16 protein-coding genes and 1 pseudogene are annotated in these 20,849 nt (G+C 52.9%); 10 read left to right on the top strand and 7 right to left on the bottom strand.

All coding sequences use genetic code 11. The features are described from left to right. Positions 1-87 precede the first annotated feature (87 nt). A pseudogene (locus tag AC2IAX_RS09265) lies at positions 88-584 on the bottom strand (IS5 family transposase); the annotation flags it as partial. 502 nt (positions 585-1,086) lie between these two features. Next, positions 1,087-1,602, bottom strand: a complete 516-nt coding sequence (locus AC2IAX_RS09260; RefSeq protein WP_494387265.1) for a hypothetical protein — start codon at positions 1,600-1,602, stop codon at positions 1,087-1,089. Between the two features lie 294 nt (positions 1,603-1,896). Here AC2IAX_RS09260 and hetZ point away from each other — a divergent pair, with 294 nt between their 5' ends. The 3 genes from hetZ (at position 1,897) to AC2IAX_RS09245 (ending at position 4,702) form a co-directional block, all read left to right on the top strand. Then, a complete protein-coding gene (hetZ, locus tag AC2IAX_RS09255) occupies positions 1,897-3,075 on the top strand; it encodes a heterocyst differentiation protein HetZ (RefSeq protein WP_494387264.1) in 1,179 nt (392 codons plus the stop codon). Continuing rightward, the gene (locus AC2IAX_RS09250; protein ID WP_494387263.1) at positions 3,068-4,186 is read left to right on the top strand and encodes a hypothetical protein; all 1,119 of its coding nucleotides are present in this window, start codon (positions 3,068-3,070) and stop codon (positions 4,184-4,186) included. Before hetZ ends, AC2IAX_RS09250 begins: the two co-directional genes overlap by 8 nt. 279 nt (positions 4,187-4,465) lie before the next feature. After that, entirely contained in the window at positions 4,466-4,702 is a 237-nt protein-coding gene (locus AC2IAX_RS09245; protein WP_099531583.1) for a NifU family protein, read from the top strand. Positions 4,703-5,626: 924 nt separating this feature from the next. On the opposite strand, the gene AC2IAX_RS09240 is transcribed toward AC2IAX_RS09245, so the two are convergent. The 3 genes from AC2IAX_RS09240 to hemF form a co-directional block, all read right to left on the bottom strand. After that, positions 5,627-5,851 carry a DUF4327 family protein gene (locus AC2IAX_RS09240; protein WP_099531580.1) on the bottom strand — a complete coding sequence of 75 codons (225 nt, stop codon included), beginning with the start codon at positions 5,849-5,851 and terminating at the stop codon, positions 5,627-5,629. Between the two features lie 584 nt (positions 5,852-6,435). Beyond that, positions 6,436-6,795 carry an STAS domain-containing protein gene (locus AC2IAX_RS09235; RefSeq protein ID WP_099531579.1) on the bottom strand — a complete coding sequence of 120 codons (360 nt, stop codon included), beginning with the start codon at positions 6,793-6,795 and terminating at the stop codon, positions 6,436-6,438. 306 nt (positions 6,796-7,101) lie between these two features. Next, complete coding sequence (hemF, locus tag AC2IAX_RS09230) at positions 7,102-8,118, bottom strand: oxygen-dependent coproporphyrinogen oxidase (RefSeq protein ID WP_494390339.1); 1,017 nt, start codon at positions 8,116-8,118, stop codon at positions 7,102-7,104. A 902-nt stretch (positions 8,119-9,020) separates the two neighbouring features. Between hemF and AC2IAX_RS09225 the strand changes: the two genes are divergently transcribed. From AC2IAX_RS09225 to AC2IAX_RS09200, 6 genes are all read left to right on the top strand, one after another. Further along, positions 9,021-10,100 (top strand): Mrp/NBP35 family ATP-binding protein, encoded by a 1,080-nt coding sequence (locus AC2IAX_RS09225; protein WP_494387262.1) that lies wholly within the window; start codon positions 9,021-9,023, stop codon positions 10,098-10,100. A gap of 101 nt (positions 10,101-10,201) precedes the next feature. Continuing rightward, positions 10,202-11,461: a rod shape-determining protein RodA gene (rodA, locus tag AC2IAX_RS09220; RefSeq protein WP_242026199.1), complete on the top strand. Its 1,260-nt coding sequence runs from the start codon at positions 10,202-10,204 to the stop codon at positions 11,459-11,461. Positions 11,462-11,558: 97 nt separating this feature from the next. Next, positions 11,559-12,224, top strand: coding sequence for a riboflavin synthase (locus AC2IAX_RS09215; RefSeq protein ID WP_494387261.1), 666 nt, complete (start codon positions 11,559-11,561; stop codon positions 12,222-12,224). Between the two features lie 518 nt (positions 12,225-12,742). Then, entirely contained in the window at positions 12,743-13,474 is a 732-nt protein-coding gene (locus tag AC2IAX_RS09210) for a GUN4 N-terminal ARM-like repeat domain-containing protein (protein WP_494387260.1), read from the top strand. Positions 13,475-13,768: 294 nt separating this feature from the next. Next, complete coding sequence (locus AC2IAX_RS09205) at positions 13,769-15,217, top strand: IctB family putative bicarbonate transporter (RefSeq protein WP_494387259.1); 1,449 nt, start codon at positions 13,769-13,771, stop codon at positions 15,215-15,217. Between the two features lie 230 nt (positions 15,218-15,447). Beyond that, a complete protein-coding gene (locus tag AC2IAX_RS09200) occupies positions 15,448-16,857 on the top strand; it encodes a trypsin-like serine protease (RefSeq protein WP_494387258.1) in 1,410 nt (469 codons plus the stop codon). A gap of 194 nt (positions 16,858-17,051) precedes the next feature. On the opposite strand, the gene cydB is transcribed toward AC2IAX_RS09200, so the two are convergent. Beyond that, positions 17,052-18,065, bottom strand: a complete 1,014-nt coding sequence (gene cydB / locus AC2IAX_RS09195) for a cytochrome d ubiquinol oxidase subunit II (protein ID WP_494387257.1) — start codon at positions 18,063-18,065, stop codon at positions 17,052-17,054. Positions 18,066-18,095: 30 nt separating this feature from the next. Next, positions 18,096-19,538: a cytochrome ubiquinol oxidase subunit I gene (locus AC2IAX_RS09190; protein WP_494390338.1), complete on the bottom strand. Its 1,443-nt coding sequence runs from the start codon at positions 19,536-19,538 to the stop codon at positions 18,096-18,098. Between the two features lie 429 nt (positions 19,539-19,967). Here AC2IAX_RS09190 and AC2IAX_RS09185 point away from each other — a divergent pair, with 429 nt between their 5' ends. Then, positions 19,968-20,828, top strand: coding sequence for a GNAT family N-acetyltransferase (locus AC2IAX_RS09185; RefSeq protein WP_494387256.1), 861 nt, complete (start codon positions 19,968-19,970; stop codon positions 20,826-20,828). The last annotated feature ends 21 nt before the right edge of the window (positions 20,829-20,849 follow it).

The raw sequence follows: 20,849 nt of genomic DNA, 5'->3' as shown, positions 1-20,849 counted from the left end.
GGTAGGTCTAGCCTAAAACCGGATTTAGAGCTGCCAAGTCGGCTTTAGCTTCTCTTTATAAATTAGCTCTAACACCACAATCCCTCCCAATCGCTCAGAAGCATTCGCTTCAGTCACCAACACGCCCATTAGGAACCCTTGCGAGTCAACGATAATGTGGCGTTTACGTCCCTTAACCTTTTTGCCACCATCGAAGCCGTAGACCACCCCCTTTTTTCCGTGGTTTTCACCGACTGAGAATCACCGATACTGACCCTAGATTGCTCTGAACGACCTAATTTGCTCCGCAGTTGCTCTCGAATTTGGTCATGCATTTGCTGCCAAATTCCTTTTCGTTGCCATTTCTGGAAGTAATGGTAGACCGTACTGTAAGGGGGTAAATCGTGAGGCAGCATTTCCCACTGGCAGCCAGTCCGCTGGACGTAAAAGATGCCATTGAGGATTTCTCGGAAATCAACTTCTATCGGATGTCCAAAGCCTTTAGGAGCGGGCAGCAGCGGCTGGAGGAGCACCCACTCATCGTCGCTCAAATCACTGGGATAGGCTTTGCGGGTAGGATTGGCAATGACCGGGAGACGACTCATGAGCTGGATGATGCTTCGGGTAGGTCTAGCCTAAAACCGGATTTAGAGCTGCCAAGTCGGCTTTAGCTTCTCTTTATAAATTAGCTCTAAGACTCGAATAGAAGTTAATAACCCTCTTGTCCCTCAATGCTTTCTTTTCACTGGGGCAAAGGGGATGCGGCAATAAGGCTAACCATGTAATCATTTCGTTAGGGCTAGGGCCTGCTGTCAATTGCCCGAAAGCCTGATTCCACCGTGAGTAAATCGTGAGGGGCAAGGGGCTTAAGCCCCTTGTTATGGCAACTGATTCCCGTTGTTATGGCGACTGATTCCCGTTGTTATGACGACTGATTCCCGTTGTTATGGCAACTGATTCCCGTTGTTATGACGACTGATTCCCGTTGTTATGACGACTGATTCCCGTTGTTATGGCGACTGATTCCCGTTGTTATGACGACTGATTCCCGTTGTTATGACGACTGACTTCGCAACTTTGACCCCATAAATTAGGGCGGCCACGCTACTAGGCAAAGTCTGAAGGGATCGTCGTGGCGCTATTGGGCAGTGGATTGGGAATCATGTCGCCCTCTTGCCACTGTTGAACTTGGGAAAAGAGGTTGCGAACGGTTTCTTGAAAAGCTTCTCGGGTTACTTCAATACCTTGCATGACATCGCCGGGAATGTCGAAAAATACGAGGCTATCGATCGTTTCCATAGCCATCAGTTGAAACAAGATGTGCGTGACGGGAAACGGGGCCGCCATCAGGTTGGGATCTTTGGTGGGCATGGGGCCGCGGGCTGCGTCTTGCAGGCTGGGAAAGGCGTAGACTACATTTTTCTCGACTCCCTGTTCACGGCGGTTCCCGAGGGTGACGCGCACCCAATCGCCATTCAGGGTTTGTAGGATGTAGTAGTCTTCGCGACTCAGTTGGTTGGCGAAGTAAATCAATGCTGGGGCGATCGCGGCAACGATTTCGGGAGTTTGACCGTCTTGGGGGGCATTGTCGATCAGAATTTGAATTTGGCTTTCAATATCCATGGGTTCAATGAAGAAGACGAAAAATGACGGTCAAGCTAGGCAGGGTGAGTAGCATTTTTAGCAATAGCCCTAGCGACAATCGCTTACGCCACAGCGATCGCCGCGCTTTGCCGCAAGCATTGTGCCTGCGGGTTCTGTGGCAAGTCGTTGGGGACTAATGGGGGTTACCGATCGCACAGGCGGTGTAATCGTCTGTGGTGGTCACCGCTGAGTCGATTATGCTTGTCATGGTAAACCGTTCCGTAGGACATCTCCGGAGTCTTGGGGTGGCATCAGTCGCAATGGTCGGTTGTAATGTTGGCATCAGACGAGAGTTGTAGGGGCGTGGAATCGACGATCGATTTATTGCAGCGGGAGTTGCGGTCAGGAACGACGGCTCCAGAGGCGGTTTGTGCAGCGGTGGCCGATCGAATTGCGGCAGAAGTCGATCGCATCTGTACTGAAAGTCGTCGGATCCAGTCTTCCGGGGATGTGTTGGGTTGGGCCCACAGCCTGGCTCGTCACCGATTGCAACAGAATTTGCGCTATTACCAGTTGGGATCCCAACGCGGCCGAGCCGAGTTGCACAGTACCCTCAGTGCCATCATTTACCGATACATTTCCCCAGCCCGATCGCGCACGAGCTATCAAGCGCGGCTGTTGGCGATCGAGGATTTCCTCCAGGGATTTTATGTGGAAGCGCTAGGGGCTTTTCGGCGCGAAAACCAGTTGCCCCCAGACTATACCCCTCGGGTACGGCTGGAGTTGGCGGAATATATGGCGTTTGTGGAGCGCTACGCCAAGCGCCGGATTCCGTTGCCCGGTGGGCGATCGCAGCAGTTGATTGTGTTGCGGGCCCAAACCTTTGCCCGTCAACAGCCCCCGGAAACCTCAATCGACATGGATCAGGCCGCCGAAAGCGCCAGTGATAGCGGTGAGGGCTACTCCTGGGATGATGCATCGGTGCAGCAAGTGCGCGATCGAATCAGCGCCAAGGAATCCACCGATGTGATGGATGGGGCCCTGCGCCAGGCGGTCGTGGATGAATTAATTGCTTACCTGCGCGATCGTAACCAAGAGGAATGCGTTAACTATTTGGTGCTGCGATTAAAAGACTTATCCGCCAGCGAGATTGAGAAAGTCTTGGGTCTGGATGCCCGCCAGCGCGATTACTTACAACAGCGTTTTAAATATCACCTCATTCGCTTTGCTTTGCTCCACCGTTGGGAATTGGTTCACCAGTGGCTTGATGTGGATTTGGAGCGCGATTTAGGCTTAACCCCTCGTCAATGGGAAAGTTTGCTCAATCAACTGGGCCCGGAAATTACCAAATTGGTGGAGCTAAAACGCGCGGGATCAGATGATCGAACCGTGGCCCAAGCGATGGGGATCAGCGCTTCTCAAGTGCAAAAGCTATGGTTCAAGTTGCTGGAAACCGCTTGGGAAATTCGTAATCGCACAGAGTCCGGAACGAGGAGGGGGACAGATGAATAGCAACTTAGATAGCGTTCCCGGTGCGTTGCAAGCGCAGCTCTTGGGCCAGTTATTGGATGTGGCCAAGGAACTCGACCCCACAACCACCCCTGATCAGTCCCGATCGCCTGAGCCGATTGAACTTGGGGCAACCCAGCTTGAGCCGATCGAGATTGATCAGGCGATCGAACAGGCCCTCGCTGCCCATGCCTTCGATCCCGCTGATCTCCTAGAGGGCGACTTTTCTGCCCTTGCGGATCCGGCGATCAACCCCGCACCAGCGCGATCGCTATCCCCCAGCGATTTATCGGTTGCGAATCCTATGCTCGAACTTGATGCAATGCCCGTCGTTGACCAGCGCTATCATGCCCTGCTGAAACAGCGGTTGATTCTAGAAGCCTCCCAGCGCCCTCCCCTGTTTCCTTGGGAGTCGCCCGAAACGGCGCTAGATTATCGCGACACTTACGAGGACGCACCCTCGATCGCCCAAGTTCCGCAAAATCCCTGGCTACGGCAGTTTCAGCAGCTCAACCTACCCACAAACCTGCCAGCGGAATTGGCCGAACGACTCTTGGCCGCTTGTCAAACCGTTGCCGCCCAGGCGCTCAAGGAAGGCGTAGCCCTCATGCAAGCCGTGGATGAGCTATTTCCTGACCAAGACCGCCTGCTGAATGCCCAAGCCTCCGTCGTGTTGCGCTGGGCAACGGCCGTGCGTACAGGCGCTGCCAATCGCTTCCCCATGGAATATGTGGAATACGATCGCGCCAATCCCCAGCAGCAAATGACCATTGCCCTGTTGGCCGCGCGGGAACTGCTGAACCGCCTGACCCTCGAACTCAGCGCCAAAACCCCCCAGGTCACCCAAGAATGGCTAGCCGATGGTGGTGCTTTGCGGATTGAGGCCCACTACATCCCCCAAGCCGATCGCCCTGCCTTGAACCTCACCCTCCGGCTTCCCGGCACGGGCACTGCCACCCTCAACGGCCCCCAGGCCTCCGTGCAAGCGGCTGGAGAAGGCCTCCTGCGCCTGTCCATGCGGAACGTCAAACCGGGCGATCGCTACCGGCTGTCCGTGGCCCAAGTGAGCGAAACGGAGCTTCCTCCCTTGACCTTCACGATTTTGGTGCGCTAGCTGCCCACGAACAAACAGCCACGAACGAGCGGCCCCGGGCAACCGACCGTGAGCGATTCGCCATGAACTGAGATCCCGTCAAATTGCGGGCATGACTCAAGAGCGCGACTCGGGAGCATGACCCAGATTTAGCAACCTGCCTGTTGTAAAAGTAATCGAGTCAGGCGATACACTAAAAGACGGGCGATCGCACGATCCAGCGACCTATCCATCGCCTGCCCCGAGGTCATCCCTCTAAGGAAAGTCCTCATCCGTTTTGCTAAATCCAGAACGCTCGCCATGACCCTACCCCTCACTGTTGAAAACGTCGAAACCACCCTTGATGAACTTCGTCCCTACCTAATGGCTGACGGCGGCAACGTTCAGCTTGTTGAAATTGACGGGCCCGTTGTCAAGCTGCGTCTCCAAGGTGCTTGTGGTTCTTGCCCCAGCTCGGCCATGACCCTGCGGATGGGCATTGAGCGTCGTCTGAAGGAAGTGATCCCCGAAATTGCCGAAATTGAACAAGTGGTTTAAATCGTTTACCCGAGCCTTTGGTTTGAGTCTCAACACTGAAACCTTTGACTCTCAAAAAAAAGTCAACACAGCCACTAAATACAACTGATCGATCGCTGATAAAACAAGGGGCTTTTGCTCCTTGTTTTCTTATTTGATTGTTCTGTTGTGGATTGTTTTCTGTAAATTTGCTTGTTTGTTCTCTTTGAATCTTGTTTAGCCCCCAGCGAGAGTTATTGTCTATTGAAAAATATCTAATTAATAGCTCAAGAAATTTAAAAACTTACGCATACGGGTTGGATTTGATTCACATTTCTTTGATTTGGGAATTTTGATTAACAAATAAAAATCTTCACGAAAACGTGAATAATAGTTGCTCTTGACCTTGATTCCTATTGGAAAAGAGAGATCAAAATTCCAGAAATCTAGAAGCCCAAAAATACAAAAATCTAGCCATCTAAAAACTAAAATCAGACAATAAAAATGTTACCGAAATACTTTCAGTAAAAGAGTTTAAATATAAACAGGCAAGGAGCTGATGTTCCTTGCCTGTTCAACGTTTGCGCCGCTTGGCGATCTGGATTACTTCAGCCTGTTTTCAGACATTCATTGAAATTTGTTGATCGACACTCTGTTAGATCCATTGATTGATAGACTGCGATTGATAGATTGAGTCTGATCAATCAATTTAATAGATCTAACCGGAGCTAACTAGACCTAATTAGTGCTGCTTAGATCTTGGGGTGAGTCTCAACGAGGCTGAATCTGAATGGGTCTGAATTAATCGCAGCAAGAGAGTGTATGTACCTCAGCCGATCGGCATGTGATTCTCTGATTTGGCGAGCGAAAGTTTCAAATTTGATGGGCGACAATGCCCACGTGATTCCACAGGGTAGCTTAAGGTTGGGCAAGCCAATTAATGTGCGTTTGATGGGGCTACTGGTCTTAATCGTTAGTCCATTCTTCGTGACTGAGCAGGTCTCCCACGCAGTCCCGGAGCAGATAGTCACACCGCTCTAGCTCAAACTCCACACAAGTCCATTCCCGAGGCGGAATAAATTGGCAGAGGACATAGAGGGGCTGATGACGATCCACGTTTCCCGTTTCCACGAGATGGCGGGCTTCGTCTCGGATCTCGTCGATCGAGTAACGCAGTTTCGTTTGCAGCATATAGAAGGCCCTCTTGGCGATCGATTCGGATGGTTCGGTATGGCTCGATTCAAATGCACCCTACTGTAACGCACCAAATTTATCTATGGCTGTTGCTTAGTAGCGGGCAATACTGAACTTTTACCTATTCTCATCCTTGCCCGAGGGGTTGGCACGGGTCTAATCGTTAAAAATTCTTAAAGACTGCGACTGTCCTGCAATATTTGATCATCCCCCTTATCATGGCTCTTGGATGGCGACTGGGCGGGGCGATCGAAGCCGCCCAGTCACGGGGCAAAATCAGTCCAGCTCTGGAACTGTGGGCACTGGCAATGGTTGTGAATAGTTGCCAAATAGTCGCGCGAGGAGTGGCGTGAGCAGTGGACTGAGGCAAAAAGTACCTAATTTGGCCCATAAACCGCAAGCACCGGAAGATCCATAGGACTCATCTTCCAGTGCTTGTGGTGGGTGATGCTATGAGCTAGCTGAAAGGTTGGCTGCTCCCGATCGGGCGGCCTGGGGTTTGCGATGCCTAGGCAGCGATCGCCCCTCTTGTTTGATAACAACCTAATTGCAACCGGCAGATGGCTCGCTAGGGTGAAGGCCTAGCTAGCGATCGTGCGAGGAGTGCCCTCAAGGGCTTGGTCTTCACTATCAAAAATTTCAAATACGGAATCCATCATGGTGACCTCGAAAACCAGCTTGGCTTCGGGGTGTACCTGACAGAGGCGAAAACTGCCTTTTTCCTTATCGGCATCACGCATCCCGGCAACGAGCGAGGTGAGGCCAGAACTGTCAATGAAGTTGACCTTACTGAGATTCACGACGATATGAGGACTCAGCTTAGAAATACATTCTTGCAGTTTGAGGCGAAATTGCCAGGCTGTCGTAATGTCCAGCCGTCCTTCAGGGGTGAGAACAATTACCGTCGTGCCATCTTTGGTCGTGTGGGTCTTCTGCTCCATGATGGATTGTTCGCTCTTGGGGGACTAGGAAGGGGGCTGGCCGACAGATCGTGTTGAGGACAGCGGCGGATCGGCAAGCACTTCATGACCATACCCAAACTCGGGGGCCAGTGGATGTGCAAAGAACGATCCCGGTCAGGACACGGAGATCGAAACAAAGCTGGGGGCTTGATGCTTCGATGTGATCGCACCGGCTACGAGCACCACGCAATCGGAAGCAGCGCTCGACAGGTAAGTCTCCTTCGGATTGTATCACGGCACCCCAGGAGACTTAAGGGGTCTCGGAGTGCCGTTTTCCCCAAGCTGCTAGGCAAGTCCAGGCACTTGAGGGGGTGCATTGAGCCAATCCTGCGGCTTCAGGAAGATCTCATAGAGACTCGCTTCCCGCGTGTTGGGGTCGGGTTGGTAGCCATATTCCCAACGCACGAGTGGCGGCAAAGACATCAAAATTGACTCTGTGCGACCGTTGGTTTGCAGCCCGAAGATCGTGCCGCGATCGTACACCAAGTTAAACTCAACGTACCGTCCTCGACGATAAAGCTGGAAATTTCGCTCCTGATCGCCATATTCCTGGGACTGACGACGCTCAATGATCGGCACGTAGGCCGGTAGGAAGGCCCGTCCGCAACCTTGCACGAAGCCGAACAACTCTTCCCAATTGCGCTGAGCCGGCACGCCCACTTGCTTGCTGTGTTGGGCGGCGGGGCCTTGGGCATCGGGGCCGCGATAGAGTTCGTTCGTACCGTCTTGGTAATCAAAGAAGATGCCGCCAACCCCACGGGTTTCATTGCGGTGTTTCAGGAAGAAATATTCATCGCACCAGAGTTTGAAGGTGTCGTAGTAGTGCGGATTGTGGCGATCGCACGCATCCTTCAGGGTTTGGTGAAAATGCACCACATCTTCCACAAAGGGGTAGTAGGGGGTGAGGTCAATGCCGCCCCCAAACCACCATACGGGGCCCGCTTCAAAGTAGCGGTAGTTGAGGTGAACCGTGGGGATGTAGGGATTTTTGGGGTGCAGCACCATGGAGGTACCGGTGGCATAGAAGCCGTGGCCGGCCGCTTCCGGGCGCTGGGTCAAAATTGAAGGGGGTAATTGAGTGCCCCACACTTCGGAGAAGTTGACTCCGCCTTGCTCAAATACGCCGCCATTGGTGATGACGCGCGATCGCCCGCCGCCCCCTTCGGGCCGTTCCCAGGCATCTTCACGGAACTGACCCGCCCCATCGGCGGCCGTCAGTCCCTGGCAAATTTCATCTTGAATTTGGCGCATCCATTGGCCAACCCGCTCACGGGAGTCGGCTGGCGGTGCGCCCGCAACCATGGGTTGGGCCTGGCCGTTGGCCTCGGGATGGGTGATCGATGACTTGGCGGGGGTTGCGAATGCGGTCATAGCTAATGTCTAACGCAGTTTGTTAGGAAGCTTTAGGAAAAGGAAACGCCCGCGATCGACCTAAAGTTAGGAACTCCCTCAGCCTGGGACGGGGGACGGCGATCGATCTTGGTAGAAAACAGGTTCTGGCGGTTGGGTCAGTTTCCTCACCCAAACGACAACCAGTGCCACGGTTGCTATTGACCCTCTAGCGTACCGGAGGCCCCTAAAAGTCCAGCCAAGCAGTCGTAGAACTTAACAATTTTGTTGTAATTCTGCTGCTGAATCGGAATCAATCGTTGGTACGAACGCTCGATCGCCTCCGATCGCCTAAGCCGCCGCCTACCAACTTCCCTTAACAAGACTGGGATCAAGATGGGGATCCGCTTGCAATTGAAGAACCTCCAGAGCCATGAGAGCGACTCAAACAGATACTCAAATCAATACTCATCAATGACTCAAACAGAACCCAAACAGATGTAGAAGCAATCTCTAGAACCCAACCCAGACTCCTGAGAACCGAGCCGCCCCAGATTTCCCCAAATCTCGATCTTGCAAGCCCTGAGAACAATCAGAACATGAGGAGCCTTCTGCTCGATCGGTAGCAGCCCACCGGCAAACGGTAAGATTTCAAAACATATAAACTCTGAGTACAAATCCTTAGAATCACCCAAAAGTTCCTGAATCCCCCCGACTCGCTGCCATGGCCGAACCATCGGCCCCCGCAATCAGAGTCTTGGAAACTTCAGTGAATTCGGGATCTCTGAGGGATCTGTTCGGGATCTCTTTTAGCCTCAGCTTCCGATTAAGACTCAGCTTTCGACTCAGCTACGCCAACGAATTCCCACTCACCCATGACTGCTACCGCCCTCAGTCCCGAAGCCGTGCTTGAGATTTTGCGCCCCGTGGAAGATCCGGAACTGCGCAAAAGCCTTGTTGAGTTGAACATGATCCGCAACGTCAGCATTGATGGTGGCGCTGTGCGGTTCACCCTGGTGCTGACGACCCCCGCTTGCCCCCTGCGGGAATTTATTGTGGATGACTGCAAGCGAGCGGTGAAAACCCTGCCCGGTGTGGAGTCGGTGGACGTGGAAGTGACGGCCGAAACGCCGCAACAGAAATCTTTGCCCGATCGCTCGGGAATTTCCGGCGTGAAAAACATCCTGGCCGTGTCCAGCGGCAAGGGAGGTGTGGGCAAAAGCACCGTAGCTGTGAATATTGCCGTTTCCCTGGCCCAAGCGGGGGCCAAAGTGGGGCTAATTGATGCCGACATCTATGGGCCCAACGTGCCGACCATGCTGGGTTTAACCCAGGCGGAGGTGATGGTGCGGCCAGGGCAGGGGCAAGGGCAAGACATCTTGGAACCGGCGGAAAACCACGGCGTGAAGATGGTGTCCATGGGCTTCTTGATTGACCCCGATCAACCGGTGATTTGGCGGGGGCCGATGCTGAACGGCATCATTCGCCAATTCCTGTACCAAGTGGATTGGGGCGAGTTGGACTATTTAATCGTGGATATGCCGCCGGGAACGGGGGATGCCCAGTTGACCATGGCCCAAGCCGTACCCATGGCGGGGGCGGTGATTGTGACCACGCCCCAAACGGTGTCGCTGATTGATGCGCGGCGGGGGCTAAAGATGTTCCAGCAGCTCAGTGTGCCGGTGTTGGGGATCGTGGAAAATATGAGCTACTTCATTCCGCCGGATCTGCCCGATCGCCAATACGACCTATTTGGTTCGGGTGGCGGTAAAAAGACAGCGGAAGAATTAGCAGTGCCGCTGCTGGGCTGTGTGCCCTTGGAGATGCCTGTGCGGGAAGGGGGCGATCGGGGTGTGCCCATTGTGGTGTCGGCTCCGGATTCGGCCTCAGCCCAGGCCCTGAAGGCGATCGCCCAGGCCGTGGCGGCACGGGTTTCGGTAATGGCCCTGAGCTAGTTTGCCTGAACTCGTTTGGGGGTTACCGGCGACTGGCGGCGAACCATCGGGCCATCGCTCCGCTACTGTTTGATCCAATCCTCGCCCTTTGCTTGCACTCAATGGCTTCTTCCATGTTGCGCTCCAGTCGCTGGAATCTCAAATCCCTGATTCAACCCTGGGCTGATATTGACTGGGTGTTGCTGCTGGCGGTCACGGTGATGACCGTTATTGGTGGCATCAGCATCCGCAGCGTCGAACTCAGCTCCGGGGGCACGAACTGGATTCAACACCTGGTGATGGGAGCCATTGGTTTAATCATTGCCCTGTGGCTAGCCCGATCGCGCTATGAAGAAGTGGAGCGTTGGCGCTGGTGGATCTATGGCGGCATTAACCTGCTGTTGATTGCGGTGATGCTGTTCGGGACAACGGCCCTGGGGGCAGAACGTTGGCTGACGATCGGGAACTTTAATATTCAGCCTTCGGAGTTTGCCAAGGTGGGGCTAATCATCACCCTAGCCAGCGCCATCAACCAAGAAAGCATTTCCACCCTGCCGCGTTTGTTCCAGGTGCTAGCCGTGACGGCCGTGCCCGCAGCCCTGGTGTTCTTGCAGCCCAGCTTGGGATCAACGTTGGTGCTGGGGTCGATTTGCATGAGCATGTTGTATTGGGGCAATGCCAATCCCGGTTGGCTGGCGCTGCTGGTGTCGCCGGTAATTTCCGCTGTGCTGTTTAACGTTTATTTGCCCGCTTGGTTGGCTTGGGTGGCCCTGATGGGGTTTGCGGCTTGGAAAAGTCTGCCCTGGCGCATCTATGGCAGCTTGGGGGCGATCGTGGTGAACCTGACCTCCGGGGGGTTGGGCAAAATCTTTTGGGACTTTCTGAAGCCATACCAAAAGGCCCGAATCACCATGTTTCTCAATCCAGATCAGGATCCGATGGGTGGGGGCTATCACTTGATCCAGTCGCGGATTGCGATCGGGGCGGGGGAACTTTGGGGCCAAGGGCTGTTCAAAGGAACCCAAACCCAGTTGAACTTCATCCCCGAGCAAGACACGGACTTTATCTTTGCGGCGGTGGGCGAAGAGCTGGGTTTTATTGGCTCGATCGTGGTGCTGGCCCTGTTTTGGATTATTTGTCTGCGGTTGGTGTCGATCGCCCAATCCGCGAAAGATAACTTTGGCTCGGCGATCGCGATTGGCGTGTTGGGAATGTTGATTTTCCAAATTACGGTCAACATTGGGATGACAATTGGCCTGGCTCCGATCACGGGGATTCCTTTGCCCTGGTTGAGTTATGGGCGATCGGCAATGCTCACGAATTTTGTGGCGATCGGGCTGGTACTGTCGGTGGCCAACCATCGCCAGCGGCTGCGATTCTAGCGGTTGCGATTCTGAACTGGGATTTCGTCACTAGAGTTTTGACGGCTCTCCCTTGTTTTCCGTGGCTTTTAACGGCATCAGGTATTAGGACTCAGCGGTGTTTACAGGATTGGTGCAAGGACTGGGAACCCTGGAACGGCTGGGGAACGATCGGGTGGTGATTACCTGCGAACCCGAAGCGATCGGGGCGATCGTCCCCGGTTTGGAACTGGGTGATAGCGTGGCGGTGAACGGGGTGTGCTTGACGGTGGAAACCCTGTTGCCCGATGGGTTTGTGGCGGCGGTGTCCCCGGAAACCATCGATCGCACCACTCTGGGGCAAGGGCAGCGCGTGAATTTGGAACCTTCGTTGCGGGTGGGCAGCAAAATTGGTGGCCACTTCGTGACGGGCCATGTGGACGGGCCCGGCTGGTTTGAATCGGCGATCGCCACGGCCACCTCCTGGGAACTGAGTTTTCAGGCGAGCGATCGGGTCGCGCGTTACATCGTTCAAAAGGGCAGCATCGCGATCGATGGCATCAGCCTGACGATCGCCGATTGTTCTGACGACGGCCGCTGGTTCAAGGTGGCCGCCATCCCCCACACTTATGCCCACACCACCTTGCAGGACTTGCAGCCCGGGGCCGCCGTCAACCTGGAAGGGGATGTGTTGGGAAAATATGTTGAAAAATTACTGCGATCGGGAGCGGTTCCCCTGAACGGCAGCGCTGGGGAGAGCTATGCCATTACCCCCGACTTTTTATCGGAGCATGGCTATCTTTAGAGGCTCGATCGCTCGTAGCCCGAACCAGCCCCATGCAGGGATTGCTGAGGAATACCGGGGCGATCGGGCAAGGGCCGCGAAACCCAGTACCATAGATCCCGGAGATTAGGCAGAAAGATTCAGCAAATCCCTGAGCAAACCTCAACGCTTGGCGATCATCATTTGCAATCTCGAAGCTGAGGAACTGTCGTCGTTTCGCCCGAAACCTCGGATCTGCCGCTAGCGGATCGTGGGGGGGCAAGGGGCTTAAGCCCCTTGGTGCAACGATTGGGGCAGGAAAATCAACGGTTTCAGCCTCACCTCGAAAAATGACGACAGCCCCTAGGCAAACCGATCAATTCATAACCGGCGACAACCGATCAAGCGCTGAATCAATAGGCTCTGATCAATGACTGAATTCATTTCTGATGTTGCGGTTCTTGAGGTTGCGGTTTGCGCTCCGGCCCCCGATGCGCCATTTCCGGCCGATTTTCCTTTAACAACCATTTCTTGAAAACGCTGGTTCTTCCTAGGTTGGCATGAGCGATTCCCCTGCGTCCGCCGTCATTGACCCGTCTACCGCCCTCGACTCCTTGGCCACCGCGCTCAACAGCGGCAACCTGAAAAAGCAATTGGCTGCCCTTCCGGCGTTGGCGGCCCTGGATGATGGTGTAGCCTTGCTGATCGACTTTGCCAAGGATCGATCGCCCCAGCCCTTGGCCATTGACACGATCGATCCGCTGCTGGGTCGCATCTGCCAACTGTTGAACCGGGCCGACTTGCCCCAGGCTCGCAACTTCCTCGAAGGCTACTATCCCGATGGGGTGGTGGAGTTGCCCGGGGAATGCACCGTGGACTACCAACCCATTCAAACGGCGTTGCTTGAGGAAGATTTTGATCAGGCCGATCGAATCACCATCCAAAAATTGTGTGAGCTGGCGGGCCCCGAAGCTGCCAAGCGCAAGTGGCTGTACTTCACCGAGGTCGATCGCTTCCCCGCCCTCGATCTGCAAGTGATTGATGGCCTCTGGCGTACCTACTCCGAAGGGAAATTTGGCTTTTCGATTCAGCGCGAAATTTGGCTGGGTGTGGGGCAAGATTGGGAAAAGTTTTGGCCCAAAATTAACTGGAAACAGGGCAACCACTGGACTCGCTGGCCCGGTGAATTTACCTGGAGTTTGGCAGCGCCCCGAGGCCATTTGCCCACCACCAATCAACTGCGGGGCGTGCGGGTGATGAATGCCCTGATGCGCCATCCGGCTTGGTCTTAGAGGATGTCTAAAAAGCCAACATTGCTACGCTGTACGCCCCAGAGATCGATGTAGACAAGGGGCTTAAGCCCCTTGTTCCTACGACAATTAGTCTTTAGCCCGTACTGAAAGATACTTCTCAGACATCCTCTTAGGGGTTAGCCAAGGGTTGCGCTGGTAGTTACGCAAAGGGTTGCGCGAATCGTTGAGCCAATTCGGGAAAACCGCCAGCGGCGCGATCGCTAGCCATTGGGCCCCGATCGCCCTAGGCTGAATGTGCTGTTTTCCACGCAGGCATCGCCGCCACCTCCTCGCATGACCCCTTGGGACACGATCGGGCAAACCCTCACCCTCTCTGGAGTCGCCTTAACCCAGTGGCGACAAACAAGCTGGCTGGGTCGTTGGATTGGGGCCCTCAGCGCCTGGCGACAAAGTAGCTGGCTGCTCCATTGGGGCGAAACCCTGCTGGCCCTGTTGGCGGCCGCGGTTTTTGGCTTGGCTCCCTTTGCCGAAACGGATTTGCTAGGGCTGTTGCTGTTGGCGGCCGGTGCTTTTTGGGTGTTGCTAACGGTGACTGATCGCCCCGTGGCCGCTGCGGAAGCTGGTGATCAGCCTGGATTGTTCACCCCCATTCACCTGTTGGTGTTGCTTTATGGGGCGATCGCCACCGTGGCTGTGGCCTTTTCGCCCGTTCAGGCGGCAGCCTTCGTGGGCTGGACTAAGTTGGTTTTGTATCTGGTCTTCTTCTGTGTTCTGGCTCGGGTCACCCGGTTGGAACGGGGCCGCGCCATCATCACCACCGTCTACCTGCTGGCCGCCTTAGCCACCAGCGTCTATGGTCTGCGGCAATGGATCTTTGGAGCCGATGCCCTGGCCACCTGGGTTGATCCAGAATCACCCCTCAGCAAAACCACCCGAGTCTATAGCTATTTGGGCAATCCCAACCTGCTAGCCGGTTACCTAGAGGCCTCGGTTCCCCTGAGTGTGGCGGCAATCTTGGCCTGGAAAGGCTGGATCCAAAAAATCTTAGGCGTGGTGCTGTTGGGACTGAATGGAACCTGTCTGGTGCTCACCTTCAGCCGAGGGGGTTGGATTGGGCTGGTGGTGGAGTTGGCGGTGCTGGGAATTTTGCTGCTCTATTGGTGGTCTGTGCGGTTCACTCCCTTTTGGCGGCGGTGGGCGATGCCGGCCCTGTTGGGCGGTGGCACAACCCTGATGGTGTTGGCGGTGGCGGCGTTGGAACCCCTGCGCGATCGGGTCTTCAGCATCTTTGCGGGCCGGGGCGACAGCAGCAACAACTTCCGCATTAACGTTTGGCAAGCGGTTTTGCAGATGATCCAAGACCGCCCTTGGTTAGGCATTGGCCCCGGTAATGTGGCCTTCAACCGTGTCTATCCGCGTTACCAAAAGCCGAAGTTCAGCGCCCTCAGTGCCTATTCCGTGGTTTTGGAAGTGTTGGTGGAAACGGGTGTGATTGGGTTCACCTGCTTTGTTTGGCTGTTGGGCATGACGGTTTATCAAGGGGGACGGGCCCTGAATCGACTGCGAAAACTGCAAGCCAACCAGGGCTATTGGTTGCTGGCGGCCTTGGCCACCATGGCTGGTATGTTGGCCCATGGTTTGGTGGATACGGTTTGGTATCGCCCCCAGGTCAGCACCCTATTCTGGTTAATGTTGGCCCTGGTGGCGGGGTTCTATCAACCACCGACCATCGCTTCAGCGGCAACCCCCGATCGCCCAAACTTGGCTAGCGAAGAGAGTTAATCTCATCCGCCCGTTCCTGATTGATGAACCCCAATTAGTTGATGAATCCCAATTAACTGAATCTCTTCAACCACACTCAACCGTTCAACCGTTAGTCAAGTAAACCGCTAGTCAAGCGCTGGAGAATTTTGCAGCCAGCGGGGGCAGATTGCTGGTTTGGGAAACCCGATCAAGCCGATCGGAGTCGAATCCCGCAGTGGCCTGTTGATGAATTCGGTTAACGGATAGTTATGACCCTTGAATCGCTCGATCGCCGTTCGCGCATTGCCGTTGCTTCCAATGAGGCGAACGATGTGCGGTTTTTGTCCTCCACGGGCCAGGGATTTGATGGGGTCGTGGGCTATGGCACCGGGGGCCAAGTGGACTGCACCGGCTCGCTGCTGTTGTCAGGTCAGCACGTGGTAACGGCGGCCCATTGTGTGGGCGATCGCCTGGTGAGCGACAGTAGCTATCAGGTGTATTTCGATCTGCCGGAGGGGCGACAGTCGGTGCGGGTGCGACAAATTTTTGTCCATCCCAACTGGGACAATTTCGATCCGGATTCCAACAACGATGTGGCGATCCTATGGCTCGATTCCCGCGCTCCCGATGGGGCCGATCGCTACGATATCTACCGCAGTGGCGATGAAGTGGGGCAGGTGGCGACCCTGGTGGGCTATGGTCAGCCGGGCACAGGCAGTGTTGGGGAGCTGGTGGGTGACTTTCCCGCCATTCGCCGGTTAGGAACCAACCGCATCGACGGGCTAGGGGATGTTTTAAACCGCCAGTCGAATGTGGCCGTGCTGCCTGGAACCCAGTTGATCTATGACTTTGACAATGGCACCGATCGCAATGATGGCCTAGGGCGTGATTTTGGCCTGCGCGATCGGGGCACGGGCAGCACTGAAGTGGGATCCAGCAGTGGCGACTCCGGGGGGCCCTTGTTTCTGGGCAACCGCGTGGCCGGGGTGGTGTCCTATGGTGCTGTGCCCCGGGCCACGGGAGCCGACGTGACTGGCGCAAACGATACCAGCTACGGCGAAATTTTTGCGGCGACCCGGCTTTCGGCTTTTTCCAGTTGGATTGACAGCACGATCGCTCGCACCCTTTCCGGCAGTGATCTGTTGGTCGGGACTAATCGCCCCGACACCCTTTCCGGCAACCAAGGCAACGACACCCTGGCGGGTCGCGACGGGAATGATTTTCTCTCCGGCGGCCGCGATGATGATCGCCTCGAAGGCGGTGACGGTGATGATGATCTGTATGGGAACCTGGGCAATGACCTGCTCTTTGGGGAAGCGGGCAACGACAGCCTCTTTGGTGGTCAAGGCGATGACACCCTGATCGGCGGCGATGGGAATGATTGGCTGAGTGGCGATCGGGGAGTGGACTTGCTGACGGGTGGGGCTGGGGTCGATCGCTTCATTCTCAATCCCACCACCGCCGACAGTAACCCTGCCCTAGCCGACATCATCACCGACTTCAGCGCGGAAGATGTGATTGGCCTCGCGGGAGGCTTAACGGCCAGTGCGATCGCTTTGGAAGTGGGTAATCTGCGCAACACGCCAGGGACATTTATTCGTGGCGCGGGTGTTGTGTTGGGATTTGTCAACAACACCGATCCCAGCCAGTTAGCCGGCCGTTTTGAGGCGATCGGCTAGGTCAATCCATAACTTGTTTATTCATGAACTCATGCAAAAACTCACAAGTGAGTTTTTACTGAGCCTGCCAATGAATTCTTCATCCCTGCTAACCAACTGTGATCATCGAGACAGCCCTCAAGCCTTTCCTTAAAGATGCCAACTGAGCATCTGGCTTGAATCGAATGAATACCATTGCAAAACCTCGAAAACCGTCAATGGTCATAGGCGCTGCCTGCCACCTTCCCTCGAAACACTACGTATTGGTAGATGTTGTAGAAAATCATGATTGGAATTAGAAATCCCACAAAAATGATCATAAACACCAAAGCACTAGGAGCGGCAGCCGCTTGGTAAATGGTAATTTGAGTTGGAATGATGTAAGGAAAGATAATTAGTCCCAGTCCTATAAAGGTTAATAAAAAAATTAAAATTGTCCAAACAAAGGGTGTGCGCTCCTCCTGCCGAAGAAGACTTCGCAAGAGTAAACCAACTAACAGCAAACCCAACAGAGGAATTGCAATGAAAATGTATAGCAAGGGTGGACTAAACAAGCGGGTTCGCACTGCCTCATAAAAAACAGGTGTGACAATCGTGATCAGAACTGCCCCAATTAAGGTAGTGATTGCCGCCAATTTCGCTGTTTGGAAATGGGTTTTTTGAAGGTCTCCCTCTGTTTTCAAAATCAGATAGGTTGAGCCAATCAAGACATAGCCCTGAATTAATGTCAGCGCCACGAGCAGCGATCGCCAATCGAGCCAATCCCAGGATGAGCCAATGAAATGCCCTGCCCCATCCACAGAAATTCCTTCGATCACGCTACCCAAAGCAAACCCTTGCCCCAGAGCTGCCATAAAACTCCCAATTCCAAAAGCTAAATTCCAAAACAGCTTCCGTTGAGAATGCTCCCGAAATTCAAAGGCAACTGCTCGGAAAATCAGCCCGAAAATCATGATGAAAATAGGAATGTAGAGCGCACTTAAAATTGTGCCGTAAGCCAAAGGAAAAGCTCCAAATAAAGCTCCTCCCATCACCACTAACCAAGTTTCATTTGCATCCCAAACATTGCCCAGACTAGTCATTAATAAACTGCGTCGTTCTTCATTGGAGCTAGTCAGAGATAAAATTCCTACCCCTAAGTCAAAACCATCCAGAATGACATACAAGAATAGAAACAATGCCAAGATAACAAACCAAACTTGGGGCAAAAAATGTAAAAGAGCATCCATGATTAATTGAAACTTGTCTGAGTTGGGTTGTTACTGTTGTGCTTCAGTGGGGCGCTGATCCGGGATGAATTGTGCAGGTTGAGGATCGACTGGCATTGGGTTGTCATAATTCGGCAAAGGAAGATCTAAATTAGGGCCCTGACGAATAATTCGACTGCCGAAATATAGTGTTGCTACAAACAAAATTGAATAGACGATCGTGAAGCTCAGTAATGAAGTCAGCACTGTGCTAGCGGGTAGTTGTGATGCGGCATCAGCAGTCCGAATTTGTCCATACAGCGTCCAGGGTTGACGACCCACGCAACGCACAATCCAGCCGGCCTCAACAGCGATATATCCCAAGGGAGCCGTGAGTATCCAACTACGGAGCAACCATTTTTGCTCGCTCAATTTCTCAAAATCGAGTTTGCCCCGCAGCCATTGCAAGCTACTCCAAATCATTAATCCGGCCATGAAAATGCCAATCCCACTCATGACGCGGAAGGAGTAATAAATCAGCCCCACCATGTGCGGGCGATCGCTCGCAGGCCAAGTTTTTAACCCTAAAACCGGCTCGGAGAGTTTAGCCTTGAACTCTAGAATGTAGCCCAATGCGTTGGGAATCGTAATTTCCCAGCGATTGCTTTCCTGTTGGTTGTCAAGAATGGCTAATAGGCTCCAATCTGCTGATTCACCTGCCAAAGATGTTTCCCACTTAGCTTCAATTGCTGCCAACTTTGTGGGCTGATAGTGATAAACCTGTTCAGCACTCAAATGCCCGACGTAAATCTGTAAAGGAGCAACTAAAATTGCTGCTGCTAGAACAATTTTGAGCGATTGAGTGAAGAACTCCTGATGCCGTTTTTGCAGAATATACCAAGCGCTAATGCCCCCAATGACAAAGAGCGAAGTCTCTAGGGTGGCTAAGAACATGTGCATCACGCTCTTAACCATGAATGGATTCAAAATAGCTTGAAAATAGTCACTGACTACAAACTTGCCATTTACCATTTCACCGCCTGCTGGAGTTTGTAGCCAAGAATTAGCGACCAAAATCCAAAATGTGGATAAGTTGGCACCAAAAGCAACCATAATTGTTGCCAGGTAATGAATAGCAGGATTGACCCGTCCCCAACCAAACAGCATAATACCTAAGAAGCCAGCTTCTAGCATGAAAGCCATCGCGCCTTCAAAACCCAAAATGCTGCCGAAAAAATCACCCACGGCTTCAGAAAAGGGAGCCCAGTTTGTGCCAAATTGAAACTCCATGGGTAATCCGGATGCGACCCCCACTCCAAAATTCAAAACATATAACTTTGACCAAAAACGAGCATGGTGATAATAGTCAGGGTTGCGCGTTTTTAGCCAAAGTCCTTCAACAATGACGAGATAAATGGCCATGCCCGTGGTTAAAACGGGCCAAAGCATATGGAAGATAGCTGTAACTGCAAACTGTATCCGTGATAACGCAACGGTGTTGGATAGAAAGTCCATCATTTGGGTTAAGACTAGAAAATGTGCGATCGAGCAGGATATGCCCTTGATGCTAACGAGAGAAATTACGAAACTTGATAATCCCGACAAAAATTTAAGAATTGATGCGCTTGAGAATTTCAATTTATGAAGATTTTGCAATCTTTAATTTTTTACCTTTTGGCTTCTTTAGCTTCTTTAGCTTAATAGTTCTGGAGTCTTGTCACTAAATTTGAGAAATGTTAGAACTTCATCATGATTCACCTTTGACGAGCTAATCATGTATTGCTGCTTATCGTCTGATTGATACTGAATGAATAAATGTTCAGTTGTTTTTGTTTAGCAGCAGGCTTGAAATTCGTTTTGGTAAAAATGAACCTTCTTGAAGACAGTTTTACTCTTCAATTGGTAGTTATACTTTTCAATTGGTGACGAACAAGGGAACTTAAAATGCAGTTGTCTCAAGGTTCAAATTATGATATTTCAATGATGTCAAAGGATGAACTTAAAATAGCAATAGGCTGGGCTAAACTAGAAGGATGGAACCCAGGAGTTAATGATTCAGATATCTTTTATGAAACGGATCCACAAGGATTCTTGGTTGGAAAACTGAACCAAGACCTGATCGCTTCAATTTCAGCCGTGCGGTATGGTAATACGTTTGGATTTATTGGCTTTTATATTGTGCATCCAGCGTTTCGAGGTCAAGGATATGGAATCCAAATTTGGCAACGAGCGCTTCACTATCTCAAAAATTGCACTATTGGCTTAGACGGAGTGGTGACGCAACAGGAAAATTATAAGAAATCTGGCTTTCAACTCGCTCATCGAAATATTCGATTTGCAGGAACAGCTCAACCTCAGGGAATAATGGATGCTGAGATTGTGAATTTAGCTGATCTGAGCTTTGATCAAGTTTCAACTTATGATCAAATGTTTTTTCCGGCAACTCGCGATCGGTTTCTGAAGCTATGGATTGAGCAGTGCCGCAGTTTTGCTCTTGGCATTATGCAAGATGGAAATTTACGAGGCTATGGAGTAATTCGTCCCTGCCATACGGGCTACAAAATTGGCCCCCTCAATGCGGAAACTCAGGCCCAGGCGATCGCCCTGTTTGATGCCCTAGTGGCTAAAGTGCCGATTGGCTCAGAGGTCTATCTCGATATCCCGGAGCCAAATGCGGAGGCGATCGCCCTAGCTGAAATGTATGGGATGCAGCCAGCTTTTGAAACTGCGCGCATGTACCGAGGGCGCTCACCGGAGCTGCCTTTAGGTCAAATATTTGGAATTACCAGCTTCGAGCTGGGGTGATGATGGTCATTATAGATAGTT

This window comes from Limnothrix sp. HT2024 (assembly GCF_059138625.1).
This window is presented reverse-complemented; position numbering and strand designations above follow the sequence as displayed.